Annotated in this window: 12 protein-coding genes; 5 read left to right on the top strand and 7 right to left on the bottom strand. The window is 60.8% G+C overall.

Features of this window, described 5'->3' with window-relative positions; all coding sequences use genetic code 11:
* Positions 1 to 25: 25 nt before the first annotated feature.
* The 6 genes from PMI31_RS12160 to aspA all read right to left on the bottom strand — a co-directional run bounded on the left by PMI31_RS12160 (position 26) and on the right by aspA (position 8,077).
* Entirely contained in the window at positions 26 to 1,126 is a 1,101-nt protein-coding gene (locus tag PMI31_RS12160) for a polyamine ABC transporter substrate-binding protein (RefSeq protein ID WP_008018307.1), read from the bottom strand.
* A gap of 11 nt (positions 1,127 to 1,137) precedes the next feature.
* Positions 1,138 to 2,169, bottom strand: a complete 1,032-nt coding sequence (locus tag PMI31_RS12155) for a histone deacetylase family protein (RefSeq protein ID WP_008018306.1) — start codon at positions 2,167 to 2,169, stop codon at positions 1,138 to 1,140.
* Between the two features lie 244 nt (positions 2,170 to 2,413).
* The gene (locus PMI31_RS12150; protein ID WP_008018305.1) at positions 2,414 to 3,412 is read right to left on the bottom strand and encodes an AraC family transcriptional regulator; all 999 of its coding nucleotides are present in this window, start codon (positions 3,410 to 3,412) and stop codon (positions 2,414 to 2,416) included.
* Positions 3,413 to 3,586: 174 nt separating this feature from the next.
* Positions 3,587 to 4,591, bottom strand: a complete 1,005-nt coding sequence (locus tag PMI31_RS12145; protein ID WP_008018303.1) for an asparaginase — start codon at positions 4,589 to 4,591, stop codon at positions 3,587 to 3,589.
* A gap of 79 nt (positions 4,592 to 4,670) precedes the next feature.
* Positions 4,671 to 6,122: an alanine/glycine:cation symporter family protein gene (locus tag PMI31_RS12140; protein WP_008018302.1), complete on the bottom strand. Its 1,452-nt coding sequence runs from the start codon at positions 6,120 to 6,122 to the stop codon at positions 4,671 to 4,673.
* A gap of 530 nt (positions 6,123 to 6,652) precedes the next feature.
* A complete protein-coding gene (gene aspA, locus PMI31_RS12135) occupies positions 6,653 to 8,077 on the bottom strand; it encodes an aspartate ammonia-lyase (protein WP_003229645.1) in 1,425 nt (474 codons plus the stop codon).
* A 180-nt stretch (positions 8,078 to 8,257) separates the two neighbouring features.
* Here aspA and PMI31_RS12130 point away from each other — a divergent pair, with 180 nt between their 5' ends.
* The 5 genes from PMI31_RS12130 (at position 8,258) to PMI31_RS12110 (ending at position 12,081) form a co-directional block, all read left to right on the top strand.
* On the top strand, positions 8,258 to 9,175 hold the full coding sequence (locus PMI31_RS12130) for a LysR substrate-binding domain-containing protein (protein WP_008018301.1): 918 nt from the start codon (positions 8,258 to 8,260) through the stop codon (positions 9,173 to 9,175).
* Between the two features lie 343 nt (positions 9,176 to 9,518).
* The gene (purE, locus tag PMI31_RS12125; protein WP_007971731.1) at positions 9,519 to 10,010 is read left to right on the top strand and encodes a 5-(carboxyamino)imidazole ribonucleotide mutase; all 492 of its coding nucleotides are present in this window, start codon (positions 9,519 to 9,521) and stop codon (positions 10,008 to 10,010) included.
* An 11-nt stretch (positions 10,011 to 10,021) separates the two neighbouring features.
* Complete coding sequence (locus PMI31_RS12120; RefSeq protein ID WP_008018300.1) at positions 10,022 to 11,104, top strand: 5-(carboxyamino)imidazole ribonucleotide synthase; 1,083 nt, start codon at positions 10,022 to 10,024, stop codon at positions 11,102 to 11,104.
* 107 nt (positions 11,105 to 11,211) lie between these two features.
* A complete protein-coding gene (locus PMI31_RS12115) occupies positions 11,212 to 11,457 on the top strand; it encodes a GlsB/YeaQ/YmgE family stress response membrane protein (RefSeq protein WP_008018299.1) in 246 nt (81 codons plus the stop codon).
* An 87-nt stretch (positions 11,458 to 11,544) separates the two neighbouring features.
* On the top strand, positions 11,545 to 12,081 hold the full coding sequence (locus PMI31_RS12110) for a DUF3299 domain-containing protein (protein WP_008018298.1): 537 nt from the start codon (positions 11,545 to 11,547) through the stop codon (positions 12,079 to 12,081).
* 133 nt (positions 12,082 to 12,214) lie between these two features.
* Here the strand turns inward: PMI31_RS12110 and PMI31_RS12105 are convergent, their stop codons facing one another.
* A complete protein-coding gene (locus tag PMI31_RS12105; protein WP_008018297.1) occupies positions 12,215 to 13,114 on the bottom strand; it encodes a D-hexose-6-phosphate mutarotase in 900 nt (299 codons plus the stop codon).
* Between the last annotated feature and the right edge of the window lie 31 nt (positions 13,115 to 13,145).

Below are 13,145 nucleotides of genomic sequence, written 5' to 3'. Positions count from 1 at the left end.
AACAACGGCAGGAGGTTTTTTGATCTCAAGTCCCGGACTTGATCTTGGTCCAGGCACGGGTCCGCGCACGTTCGGCATCGCGCGGCAGCGGTTGCAGGGTATAGAGCGTGCCCATCGCCGCTTCGGTCGGGTACAGGTTCGGGTTGGTGCGGATCGCCGGGTCGACCAGTTCCGTGGCGTCCTTGTTCGGGTTCGGGTAACCGACGAAGTCGCTGACTGGCGCGATCACCTGGGGTTGCAGCAAGTAGTTGATGAAGGTGTAGGCGTCCTCCGGGTTCTTCGCACCTTTGGGGATAGCGAGCATGTCGAACCAGATAGGCGCGCCTTCCTTGGGCAGGCGCATGTCGACGACCACGCCGTTCTTGGCTTCCTTGGCGCGGTTGGCGGCCTGGGAGAAGCTGCCGGAGTAACCGACCGCCACGCAGATATCGCCATTGGCGATGTCGGCCATGTACTTGGATGAGTGGAAGTAGGTGACGTACGGGCGGATCTTCATCAACAGCGCTTCAGCCTTGTCGTAGTCCGCAGGCTTTTTGCTGTTGGGGTCCAGGCCCAGGTGTTGCAGGGCCAGCGGCAGGATCTCCGACGGCGAGTCGAGCAGGGCCACGCCGCACTGCTTGAGCTTGCTGATGTTCTCTTCCTTGAAGATCAGGTCCCAGCTGTCCACCGGCGCGTTGTCGCCGAGCACCGCCTTGACCTTGGCCGGGTTGAAGCCGATCAGGATGGTGCCGTACATGTAGGGCACGGCAAATTTGTTGCCTGGATCGTTGGCCTCAATGAGCTTCATCAGCTTCGGATCGAGGTGATTCCAGTTCGGCAACTTGCTGCGATCCAGTGGCTGGAACACGCCGGCTTCGATCTGCTTGGCGAGGAACACGTTGGACGGCACCACCACGTCGTAGCCGGAGTTGCCGGTCAACAGCTTGGCTTCGAGGGCTTCGTTGGTATCGAAGATGTCGTAGACCAGTTTGGTCTGAGCATTCTGCGCCTTGAAATCTTCCAGGGCCTTGGGAGTGATGTAGTCGAACCAGTTGTAGACGCGCAGCGTGCGTTCTTCAGCGTGCACGGCACCACCGAGCAGCGTGGCGCACAGCGCGGGAGCGATAAAGCGCTTGAGTCTGTTCATTGTTGTTTTCCTCACTGAGCGCTTTCAAAGCCTTCAAGTACGTTCACAGCGTTGATGCCGATTTCTTCCACCGCATAACCGCCTTCCATCACGAACAGCGTCGGTTTGCTCAAGGCCGCGATGCGCTTGCCCATGGCCAGGTAATCCGGGCTGTCGAGTTTGAATTGCGAGATCGGATCATCCTTGAAGGTGTCAACGCCTAGGGACACGACGATGATGTCGGCACCGTAGTTGTCGATCTCTTTGCAGGCTTGTTCCAGCGCCGCGCTCCAGGTGTCCCAGCCCGAGCCTGCGGCCAGTGGATAGTTGAAGTTGAAGCCTTCGCCGGCGCCTTCGCCCAACTCGTCTTCATAGCCGAGGAAGAACGGGAACTCGGCTTCCGGGTGACCGTGGATCGAGGTGAACAGCACATCGCTGCGCTCGTAGAAAATCGACTGGGTGCCGTTGCCGTGGTGATAGTCGACGTCGAGGATCGCCACTTTTTTATGGCCCTGATCGAGGAACGCCTGGGCGGCGATGGCGGCGTTGTTGAGGTAGCAATAACCGCCCATCAAGTCACTGGCGGCGTGGTGTCCCGGCGGACGGCACAGGGCGAAAGCAGAACGGGCGCCGCGCTGGATTTCCGCCTGGGCGGTCAGCGCCACTTGCGCTGCGCTGTACGCTGCCTGCCAGGTGCCGGCGGTGATCGGGGCGCCACCATCGAAGCTGTAGTAACCGAGTTGGCCATGCAGGCTGGTGGGCTTTACGCGACGCAGGGTGCGGGCTGGCCAGGTGTAGGGCAGCAGGTCGCCGTCGGTGTTGAATTCGGTCCAGCGTGCCCAGGCACCTTTGAAAAAATCGAGGAAGTCACGGCTGTGGATGCGCTCGATGGGCCCGAGGCCGAAATCCTTCGGCGTTTCGACAGGGCCGAGGTTCTGTTTTTGCACCCGTGCCAGTACATGGTCGGCACGCGAAGGCATCTCGAAGCAGGGCTTGAGCTGGCCATCGATCAATTCACAACGGCCGTGGTGCAGGTGGTGATCATCCGAGTAGATCGTCAGCATTTCTTGTTCTCCGCAGGCTGATTCGGTTGCACACAGTCTTGCGGCGCGCAGGGTTTAGGAGAACGGCAGGAAAGGCCAAAAGGGGATCGATGTGGCCAAAATATTTGACCGAAATTCGCCCCTGTTTTAGCGCATGGAATGCATTACCTGTAGGAGCTGGCTTGCCAGCGAAGGCGGTAATTCAGCCGATATGGATGTGTTGGATGTGCTGGCCAATTCGCTGGCAAGCCAGCTCCTACGAGGGTTATCCGTGTGGGCGGAACTGACTCGGCGCGACACCGCTCCAGCGCACAAAAGCATGGCGAAAACTGGCGGTCTCGCTGAAGCCCAGGGCCTCGGCGATTTGATAGATCGGCAGTTGATCCTCACACAGCATTTGCTTGGCCTGCTCAAAACGCAGTTCGTCGAGCAGCTCCTGATAGCTGCAACCCATGTCCTTGAGATGCCGGCGCAAGGTCCGCGCCGAGCAATTCATCTGCTCGGCCAGGCCCTCCAGCCCCGGCGCCGCATTCAATTGCGCGCTGAGCAATTGGCGAATCCGCCCGAGCCAGGCCTGGCGCCCGGTGAACTCGATGTTCTGTTTGCGGCAGCGTTCGGCCATGGCCTGATGGGTGATCACATCGGCCAGCGGCAACGGCTGGTCGAGCCAGCGCTTGTCAAAGGCGAAGGCATTGTTGCGCGCGCCAAAGTGCAAAGGGCAATCGAAGTGTTCGGCGTAGCTTGACTCGTAGTCGGGCGCGGCATGTTCGAAGCGTGCGCCGAGCAAGGGCAGAGGATGGCCGAGCAGGTCGTCGCAGGTGACTTTCAGCGACACCAGGCAGAACTCGGCGTTGAACACCGCCATGGCCGGGCTTTCGCGGTAATCGGCGGCGGCGAACCAGATGCGCTCGCCATCGTCTTCCAGGCTCAGTTCGAAAAGTGTTCCCAGCAGCGCCGGATAGCGCATGGCCAAACGTAAAGCGTCACCGAAGGTGGCACTGGTGAGCAGGGCGTAACCGAGGATGCCGTAGCAGGAAACATGCATCCGCCGGCCCAGTTCCAGGCCGATGTCACGCTTGAGGGCGACGGCATTGGCACAGACCTGCATTTCCTGATTGGTGGTGATGCGCGTGTCGGCACGGTTCAGATCCGCCGCACTGATGCCGCTTCCGGCCAGCAGTGCCTCACTGGACAAGCCGTCGGCCTTGAAGGCGTCGAGCACCAGGGAGACGGCGTTGAGTGTGGTGAGGTGGGAATGGAGCATAAGGGCTTCCAGCCTTGGGATGGCTGGAGCGCAGCAAGTTACATGCCGAGCGAGGAACCTGTAGGAGCGAGCTTGCTCGCGAAAAACCTGAGAGCGCCGCGGGGTGCCAGGCTTCCAGCGTTATCGTTAACGACCATCGCGAGCAAGCTCGCTCCTACAGGGATTTGTACTGTGTCAGCTCAATTCGCCGCAGAGGTCGAGTTCAACGTGACGGCGAACCTCGGCAGTTTCGAGTCCGGCTCCCAGCAAGCCATGCAACTTGCCAAACGCTGCCTCACGGGTCATGCCGCCACCGGACAGCACGCCAACTCCGCGCAACCGGCTGCCTGCCTCGTAGACATCCAGCTCCACACCGCCTTCATGGCATTGGGTAACGGCCACCACCACCACGCCGTTGTCCCGCGCACGGCCAAGACTGGCGAGAAACCCGGGGTTGTCGCTCGGGCCGGTGCCGCTGCCGTAGCACTCCAGCACCAGGCCCTGAATGCCGCTGTCGAGCAAACCATCCAGCACCTCGGCGCCGATGCCGGGAAACAGCGGCAATACCGCGACCTTCGCCAACTGCTTCGGCTGGTTGTAGTTCAATTGCGCCGGTATCGAGGCTGCTTTCACGCCGCCACCCTGACGTTCCAGTCGTTTGAAAGGATGACGACCAAAACTGCGTACCTTGGCGCAACGGGTCGGGTCCAGCAGTTCGCCATGGAAGTACAGATGCACGCCCGGCGCGAGGCCCTGGCCCAGTGCAACCAGCGCACCGCCAAGGTTTTCCCAGGCGTCGCTATCGGTGACGCCGGCCGGTAGCATGGAACCGGTGAAGCACACGCGGGCATGCAGGCCGAGCAACTGGAAGCTCATGGCGGCGGCACTGTAGGCCAGAGTGTCGGTGCCATGCAGGATCAGCACGCTGTCGCAGCCCTGAACATCCACCGCATCGACCACCGCTTCACGCAACTGCTGCCAGTACGTCGGGGTCATGTTGGCGCTGTCGATCAGCGGCGACATCTCGCGAAAGCGCCACTGTGGCACCACCAGCTCGGGTTGGCTGTGCAGATACTCTCGCATCCGCGCTTCGAAACCGGATGCCGGGGCCAGGCCATGGGCGCTGGCCTGCATGCCGATGGTGCCGCCGGTGTAGAGCACCATGACGTGCTGGGCGGCAGGGTAGGTCGAGGAATTCATGGAGACTCTCCGAGAATAATGACGTCCCCTGTGGGAGCGAGCAGGCTCGCCCCCACAGGGGATGGCGCACTTTAACCGATCAGCGTTGCGCTGCGGGTACGCCTTGTGGCTCAGTTTCAACCTTTGGAGAAACCGCTGGCGGGTTGGCCGGCCAGGCTTTCAGGTCCAGATCCAGATCCGGGAATTTGCTCGAATCGAATACCGGAGTGGTGATGCCCGCGGCGCGCTGGTCATCGTAGTCACGCAGGATGCGCATGCCGACCTTGAACAGCAGGAACAGCGCGATCAGGTTGACGAACGCGAGCATGGTCATGGTGATGTCGGCGAAGGCGAACACCGTGCCGAGGTTTTCGATGGCGCCCCAGAAAATCAGGACCAGTACCAGTGCACGATAACCCATCAGTGCCTTGCGGTTTTCACCGATCAAAAAGCGCAGGTTGCTCTCGCCCAGGTAGTAGTTGTAGAGGATCGAGGTGAATACGAACAACGCCAAAGCCACGGAGATGAACATCCGGCCCCAGTCACCGACCACGGCGGCCAGCGAGTTCTGGGTCAGGGCAATGCCGTCGCCTTCGAAGCCCGGGGTGTAGAAACCCGAGAGCAGGATCAGCAGCGCGGTGCAGGTGCAGATCACGAAGGTGTCGAGGAACACGCTGAACGCCTGCACCACACCTTGTGCCACCGGGTGCTCGACCGACGCAACCGCCGCCACGTTCGGCGCACTGCCAAGGCCCGCTTCGTTGGCAAACACGCCACGCTTCACACCCATGATAATCGCGCTGCCAATCAGCCCGCCGAAAGCCTGGTCGAGGCCGAAGGCACTTTTGACGATGGTCATCAGCATGCCCGGCACCTGATCGAACTGCAGCACGATCACATAGATGGTCACACCGATGTACACCAGGGTTTTCACGGGTACCAGCAGGTCAGCGACCTTGGCAATGCGCTTGATCCCGCCGATGAACACCAGGCCCAGCAGTACGGCCAGGCCGATGCCGGTGTAGGTCGTGTCCAGACCGAACGCGTTGTTCAGCGAGTGCGTTACGGCGTGGGATTGCAGGCCGTTGAAAGCAAAGCCAAAGGTGATCAGCAGCAGGAACGCCATGATCATCCCCAGCCAGCGTTTTTGCAGGCCGTGCTGGATGTAGTAGGACGGGCCGCCACGGAACGTGCCGTCCGAATCGGTGCGTTTGTAAAGCTGGCCGAGGGAACATTCGAAGAAGCTGCTGGACATGCCGACCAGTGCGGTCACCCACATCCAGAACACCGCCCCCGGCCCACCGAGAGTCACGGCGATGCCGACACCGGCAATGTTGCCCGCACCGACGCGGCCGGCGAGGCTGAGCATCAGGGCCTGGAACGAACTGAGTTGCCCGGCGCTGCTTTTGAGGCTGTCGCGGAACACCGCGAACATGTGGAAGAAGTGACGCAGTTGAACGAAACGCGAGCGGATCGTGAAGTAGCTACCGAGCCCGACAATGAGCGCGATCAGTACTTTCCCTGAGAGGAAGTCGTTAATGACTTCGAGCATGGATTATTCCTCGCTGTTTTTTGTGTAGGCAAATGCTGGCCGGATAGACACATCGAGTTACACCCCTTGGCACACGGCACAATGGGCGGTTCGAAGTTCGTCCCGGTTTCATATTGCGGGTTTGTTATTAGTTCGGGTTTCGCATGGGTTGTGGTCTCGCTACCGACGACCGCTCACGCGAAGAGGGGCGGCACTATACCGATGACAGTGCCGTCCGTCTGCACGGTTGTGGTGCATTCAGTGAAGCGAAGCCTTTGAAACACCTGACATTTTTGCTGTCAGGCTATGTGGGAGCTGCTCTGGGTGGGAGCGGGCTTGCTCGCGAAAGCGGTGTATCAGATACGTCATTGTTGAATGTGCCGCCGCCTTCGCGAGCAAGCCCGCTCCCACACTGGTCAGTCCCCAGATATACGGTTTTCACCGGCAAACAGTTGAAAAAAAGGGCCTGGAGATTGATCTCCAGGCCCTCAAAAGGTGAGAGGTGTCTAGTCCCTCGACCTGGTGAGCGGTGCTACAGGTAACGCGTCGGGTTATGCCTTCAGAGGCACCAGACGCGGAGCAATCATGTTTTCCGGGCGCAGGATGTCGGCGAGCATGGCTTCGTCGAGCAGACCTTCTTCGCGCACCAGTTCCAGCACGCCGCGGCCGCTTTCAAGGGCTATACGGGCGATGCGGGTGGCGTTTTTGTAGCCGATGTACGGGTTCAGTGCGGTGACCAGACCGATCGAGTGTTCGACCAGTTCACGGCAGCGCGCTTCGTTGGCGGTGATGCCGACGATGCAGTGCTCGCGCAACATGTCCATGGCGCGTTGCAGCAGACGGATCGAGTCGAGGATCTTGAAAGCGATCAGCGGCTCCATCACGTTCAGTTGCAGTTGGCCGCCTTCGGCTGCCATGGTCAGCGCCAGATCGTTACCGATGACCTGGAACGCTACCTGGTTCACGGCTTCCGGGATCACAGGGTTGACCTTGCCTGGCATGATCGAGCTGCCTGGCTGACGCGCTGGCAGGTTGATTTCGTTGATGCCGGTGCGTGGGCCGCTGGACAGCAGGCGCAGGTCGTTGCAGATCTTCGACAGCTTGACCGCGGTGCGCTTGAGCATGCCGGAGAACAGCACGAAGGCACCCATGTCGGAGGTGGCTTCGATCAGGTCGGCGGCTGGAACGAGCGGTTGACCGCTGATCAGGGCCAGACGCTGTACGGCCAGGGCTTGATAGCGCGGGTCGGCGTTGATGCCGGTGCCGATCGCGGTGCCGCCCAGGTTCACTTCGGTCAGCAGTTCCGGAGCCAGCGTCTTCAGACGGGCCAGGTCTTCGCCCATCGTGGTGGCGAAAGCGCGGAACTCTTGACCCAGGGTCATCGGAACGGCGTCTTGCAGCTGGGTACGACCCATCTTCAGGACGTGGTTGAATTCTTCACCCTTGGCTGCGAATGCCTGAATCAGGCTGTCGAGGCTGGCGAGCAGGGCGTCGTGACCGAGCAGCAGGCCCAGGCGGATCGCCGTCGGGTAGGCGTCGTTGGTCGACTGCGCCATGTTCACGTCGTCGTTCGGGTGCAGGTACTGGTACTCGCCTTTCTGGTGACCCATGGCCTCCAGCGCGATGTTGGCGATCACTTCGTTGGCATTCATGTTGGTTGAAGTGCCAGCGCCGCCTTGAATCATGTCCACCACGAACTCTTCGTGGAAGTCGCCGCGGATCAGACGTGCACAGGCTTCGCTGATGGCAGCGTGCTTGGCTTCGCTCAGGTGACCCAGCTCGCGGTTGGCGTCAGCGGCGGCCTGTTTGACCATGGCCAGACCGACAACCAATTTTGGGTAGTGCGAAATCGGAACGCCCGAAAGGCGGAAGTTATTCACCGCTCGCAGGGTCTGGATACCGTAATACGCTTGAGCCGGTACTTCGAGAGCGCCAAGCAGGTCATTTTCTGTGCGGAATGATGCAGCGGAGGACATGATAGAAATCATCTCAATATGGACCCGGTCTGTGCCGGAACGCTGTGAATGCTAGGCTTGTGCGAAATTTTGGGCCAATGCTGTTAAACACTAGCCTATGCACATTCGGCATAATGCCCGTGTGACGCCGCGTTGACGGCAAGCGTGTGACCTAAATTGGTGCGTGTCCGGGAGGACGTGATGAATCTGGAAAGCAAATGGCTGGAGGACTTTAGTGCCCTGGCCGCCACCCGCAGTTTCTCCCAGGCAGCCGAGCGGCGTTTCGTGACGCAGCCTGCGTTCAGTCGACGGATTCGCAGCCTTGAGGCCGCGCTGGGGCTGACCCTGGTCAACCGTTCGCGCACACCGGTGGAATTGACAGCGGCGGGACAATTGTTCCTCGTCACCGCGCGCACCGTGGTCGAACAACTGGGCGAAGTGTTGCGTCATCTTCATCATCTGGAGGGCGGACAGGGTGAAGTGATGCAAGTCGCTGCCGCGCACTCACTGGCACTCGGGTTTTTCCCGCGCTGGATCGCCCAGTTGCGCAACGAAGGCTTGAACATCGCTACGCGCCTGGTCGCGACCAACGTGGGCGATGCGGTGCATGCGTTGCGCGAAGGCGGCTGCGATCTGATGCTGGCGTTCTACGATCCGGATGCGGCGATGCAGATGGACCCGGAAATCTTCCCGTCACTGCACCTGGGGCACACTGAAATGCTGCCGGTGTGTGCGGCGGATGCCGATGGCAAGCCGCTGTTCGATCTGGAAGGTGAAGCCAGTGTGCCGCTGTTGGCCTACAGCGCCGGTGCGTTCCTCGGCCGCTCGGTGAACATGCTGCTGCGCCAACGGGCGCTGCGCTTCACCACCATCTACGAAACCGCCATGGCCGACAGCCTGAAAAGCATGGCTCTGGAAGGCCTTGGTATCGCCTGGGTGCCGCAACTCAGTGTGCGCGCCGAATTGGCGCGCGGTGAACTGGTGGTCTGTGGCGGTCCGCAATGGCATGTACCGCTGGAGATTCGTTTGTATCGTTGTGCGTTGGTGCGCAAGGCGAACGTGCGGTTGTTGTGGCGCAAACTTGAAGGCGGCGCGGCACAAGGCACAACCGCTTCTTGAACACGATGAAAACCCCTGTAGGAGCGAGCTCGCTCGCGATGAACCTGAGAGCGCCTCGGGCTGTCAGGCTGCCAGCGTCATCGTTAACGACCATCGCGAGCGAGCTCGCTCCTACAGGGGGATTTGTGTGGTTCGCTGGCTGACCCTCAGGTCAATAAAACCGGGACTTTGCGCCGTATGACAGATGGTCGCACGGGGGGCTGTTTATCTGTCTCATTGCGGTATACTGCGCGGCCTTCGGCCGGTTACGACCGGCCATAATTCGTACAATCAAGCCACGCATCCTGCGTGGCTTGTTGTTTTTTGACGCGCCTGCGGGCGCCCAGAGAGAAGAGGCACGACGATGAGTGCACTGGTTGGCGTGATCATGGGCTCCAAGTCCGATTGGTCCACCCTTAGCCACACCGCCGATATGCTGGAAAAGCTCGGCATCCCTTACGAGGTGAAAGTGGTCTCTGCCCACCGCACCCCGGACCTGCTGTTCCAGTACGCTGAAGAAGCCGAGGCGCGTGGCATCGAGGTGATCATTGCCGGTGCCGGTGGCGCGGCCCACTTGCCTGGCATGTGTGCGGCCAAGACCCACCTGCCGGTGCTGGGTGTGCCGGTGCAGTCGGCGATGCTCTCGGGCGTCGATTCGCTGCTTTCCATCGTGCAGATGCCCGCGGGCATTCCGGTTGCCACCCTGGCCATCGGCAAGGCCGGCGCGATCAACGCCGCGCTGCTGTCGGCGAGTATCCTTGGCGCCAAGCACCCGCAGTTCCACGCGGTGCTGAAAACTTTCCGTGCTGAGCAGACAGACAGCGTCCTGGAAAATCCAGACCCACGCATCGCCTGAGGTTGTTGACGATGAAGATCGGTGTAATCGGTGGCGGCCAGCTCGGTCGCATGTTGGCGCTGGCGGGCACTCCGCTGGGCATGAACTTCGCTTTTCTGGACCCGGCGCCGGATGCTTGCGCAGCCGCGTTGGGCGAACACCTGCGGGCCGATTACGGCGATCAGGATCACCTGCGCCAGCTGGCCGATGAAGTCGATCTGGTAACTTTCGAGTTCGAAAGCGTCCCGGCGGAAACCGTCGCGTTCCTCTCGCAATTCGTCCCGGTCTACCCGAGCGCCGAAGCCCTGCGCATCGCCCGCGATCGCTGGTTTGAGAAGAGCATGTTCAAGGACCTGGGGATTCCTACCCCGGCGTTCGCCGACATTCAGTCCCAGGCCGACCTGGACGCTGCTGTGGCTTCCATCGGTCTGCCGGCGGTGCTGAAAACCCGTACCCTGGGTTACGACGGCAAGGGTCAGAAGGTCCTGCGCACTGCAGAAGATGTGGTCGGCACCTTCGCCGAGCTGGGCAGCGTGGCCTGCCTGCTGGAAGGCTTCGTGCCGTTCACCGGCGAAGTCTCGCTGATCGCCGTACGTGCCCGCGACGGAGAAACCCGCTTCTATCCGCTGGTACACAACACCCACGACAGCGGCATCCTCAAGCTGTCCGTGGCCAGCACCGATCACCCGCTGCAAGCCTTGGCCGAAGACTACTCCAGCCGTGTGCTCAAGCAGCTGGATTACGTCGGCGTGATGGCGTTCGAGTTCTTTGAAGTCGACGGTGGCCTCAAGGCCAACGAAATTGCCCCGCGCGTGCACAACTCAGGGCACTGGACCACCGAAGGTGCCGAGTGCAGCCAGTTCGAGAACCACCTGCGAGCCGTTGCCGGCCTGCCGTTGGGTTCCACCGCCAAAGTTGGTGAAAGCGCGATGGTCAACTTCATCGGCAAAGTGCCGGAGACCGAAAAAGTCCTGGCTATCGCCGATTGCCATCTGCATCACTACGGCAAGGCGTTCAAGGTCGGCCGCAAGGTCGGTCATGCCAACCTTCGTTGTGCAGACCGCGAGACGCTGACGGCCCAGATTCTCAAGGTTGAGGCACTGATCGCCGAATAGTTTCATGTGGCAGCGATGGAACCATTGCGGTTGCACCGTTCTCTCATGGCAGGATGCCAAAGTCTGTCTAGGCTTTGGCATAACCACTCCATATTGAGGGAAATGCCATGGGAATTATCGGAACCATCTTTATCGGCTTGATCGTCGGCCTGCTGGCGCGGTTCCTGAAACCGGGCGATGACAGCATGGGCTGGATCATGACGATCCTGCTCGGTATCGGCGGTTCGCTGGCGGCCACCTACGGCGGCCAGGCCCTGGGTATCTATCAGGCCGGTCAAGGTGCAGGCTTTATCGGCGCACTGGTCGGCGCCGTGATCCTGCTGGTGATCTACGGACTGGTTAAAAAGAACTGATTCAGGCGACAAAGCCCTCTCCGCCAAACCGGCCGGGAGGGCTAGAATGCTCGGCGTTTCCTGTTCTTCCCATTACCGAGCACCTTCATGCGCCGTCTTTTGCTGACTCTTGTTTTACTGGGTTCGGGCCTTGCCCATGCCGGCGAACTGCCGGAAACCGACTGGCTCGAATTGATGCCAAAGTCGGACCAGAAGGCCCTTGAGGCCATGCCTGAAATCGACCACAACTCCCCTGAAGCCAATGGCACTTTCACCGACAAGGGTGGGATGAAACAGGCCAAAGGCTTGCCGGCGGTGATGTACTCGACCAAGACCGTTGCGTCGATGAATGACAAGAACATCCGCATCGGCGGTTATCCAGTGCCACTGGAGTCCGACGCCAAGGGCCGCAGTACGTTGTTCTTCCTGGTGCCGTACCCGGGCGCCTGCATCCACGTGCCACCACCGCCGCCCAACCAACTGGTACTGGTGCGCTATCCCAAAGGCCTGAAGCTGAACGACATCTACACGCCGCTGTGGGTGACCGGCACGCTGAAGATCGAGAAGGTCAGCAATGACCTGGCCGATGCAGCGTACGCGCTGGATGCGCAGACGGTGCGAGTGGTGAAAGAGTCGGATTTGTAACGCGCCGCCAGAAAGCCGGGCACAAAAAACTGTGGGAGCGAGCTTGCTCGCGATGGCGGCTTCACAGCCAACAAAGATGTTGGATGTTATTGCCTCATCGCGAGCAAGCTCGCTCCCACAGGGGTTTATGGTGTTAGAGCGATTGGCTACCGACGCTCACGCCCAGCGTATGGCTGGCACCCGGTGCCAGGTTCACCACATCGCCCATCACGTTCGCCGTCTCGATGCACAGCATGCGCTGCCAGCCGTCGTCGGCCATGTCGCTGAACGCAGCGGCGCGGTCGATCCATGGGTTCCAGATCACCGCCGTGCGCGATCCACTGCTGGTCAGTACGATGCGTCGCTCCCAGGCCGGATCGACGATGCTCAACTGCGGTGGAGCGTCGAGGTAGATGCGGTCGGTCTCGCCGGTAAAACGCAGGTCACCGGTCTGGGTGACGGTTTTCCAGTTGTCCAGGGTTTCGATGTAGTTGAGGCCGTCCACGCCTTCGACATGCACTTCGCGCACATCGCTGACGGCAAAATAACTGTGCAGCGCCTGGCTGATGCTGACAGCCTCGGCACCCCGGTTGTGGCTGGTCAGATGGATGTGCAATTGCTCGTCGAGGCGAATGCTCAGCGTCAAATCCACCTGGTGCGGCCAGCCGGGAAAGCCGCCTTCGGGGTAGGGCAGGAGGAATTCGACTTTCAGGCTTTCGCCTTCGGCTTCGATGCCGCCCAGTTCCCAATCCATCGCTCGCACGAAGCCGTGAGCCGCCGGTGCTTCCTTGCTGACGCGCATCGCCTGAACGTTTTGCGGATTGCGGTCAAAGACGCCAAACCACGGCCAGCACACCGGCACGCCGGCACGGATGCTCTTGCCGGTCTTGAACACGGCCTCGTCGTTGAGCCAGATCAGCGGCGGCTGGCCGGCCAGTTGATAGCTGAGGATGTGCGCGCCTTGCTGGGCTACCAGTAATTCGGCCTGACCGTGGCGGATGCGCCAGCAGTTCAGTTCATCCAGCTTAACGGCTTCAACATTGGGCGTGCTCATGGGACAGCTCTCGATCAGTAACGTGGACGAC

The organism is Pseudomonas sp. GM55 (genome assembly GCF_000282395.1).
Classification (GTDB): domain Bacteria; phylum Pseudomonadota; class Gammaproteobacteria; order Pseudomonadales; family Pseudomonadaceae; genus Aquipseudomonas; species Aquipseudomonas fluorescens_CC.
This window is presented reverse-complemented; position numbering and strand designations above follow the sequence as displayed.

Bases quoted from the DNA above. Each gene is read 5' to 3' on its own strand.
- PMI31_RS12160 (WP_008018307.1), bottom strand. From the start codon at position 1,126: ATGAACAGACTCAAGCGCTTTATCGCTCCCGCGCTGTGCGCCACGCTG.
- PMI31_RS12155 (WP_008018306.1), bottom strand. From the start codon at position 2,169: ATGCTGACGATCTACTCGGATGATCACCACCTGCACCACGGCCGTTGT.
- PMI31_RS12150 (WP_008018305.1), bottom strand. From the start codon at position 3,412: ATGCTCCATTCCCACCTCACCACACTCAACGCCGTCTCCCTGGTGCTC.
- PMI31_RS12145 (WP_008018303.1), bottom strand. From the start codon at position 4,591: ATGAATTCCTCGACCTACCCTGCCGCCCAGCACGTCATGGTGCTCTAC.
- PMI31_RS12140 (WP_008018302.1), bottom strand. From the start codon at position 6,122: ATGCTCGAAGTCATTAACGACTTCCTCTCAGGGAAAGTACTGATCGCG.
- aspA (WP_003229645.1), bottom strand. From the start codon at position 8,077: ATGTCCTCCGCTGCATCATTCCGCACAGAAAATGACCTGCTTGGCGCT.
- PMI31_RS12130 (WP_008018301.1), top strand. From the start codon at position 8,258: ATGAATCTGGAAAGCAAATGGCTGGAGGACTTTAGTGCCCTGGCCGCC.
- purE (WP_007971731.1), top strand. From the start codon at position 9,519: ATGAGTGCACTGGTTGGCGTGATCATGGGCTCCAAGTCCGATTGGTCC.
- PMI31_RS12120 (WP_008018300.1), top strand. From the start codon at position 10,022: ATGAAGATCGGTGTAATCGGTGGCGGCCAGCTCGGTCGCATGTTGGCG.
- PMI31_RS12115 (WP_008018299.1), top strand. From the start codon at position 11,212: ATGGGAATTATCGGAACCATCTTTATCGGCTTGATCGTCGGCCTGCTG.
- PMI31_RS12110 (WP_008018298.1), top strand. From the start codon at position 11,545: ATGCGCCGTCTTTTGCTGACTCTTGTTTTACTGGGTTCGGGCCTTGCC.
- PMI31_RS12105 (WP_008018297.1), bottom strand. From the start codon at position 13,114: ATGAGCACGCCCAATGTTGAAGCCGTTAAGCTGGATGAACTGAACTGC.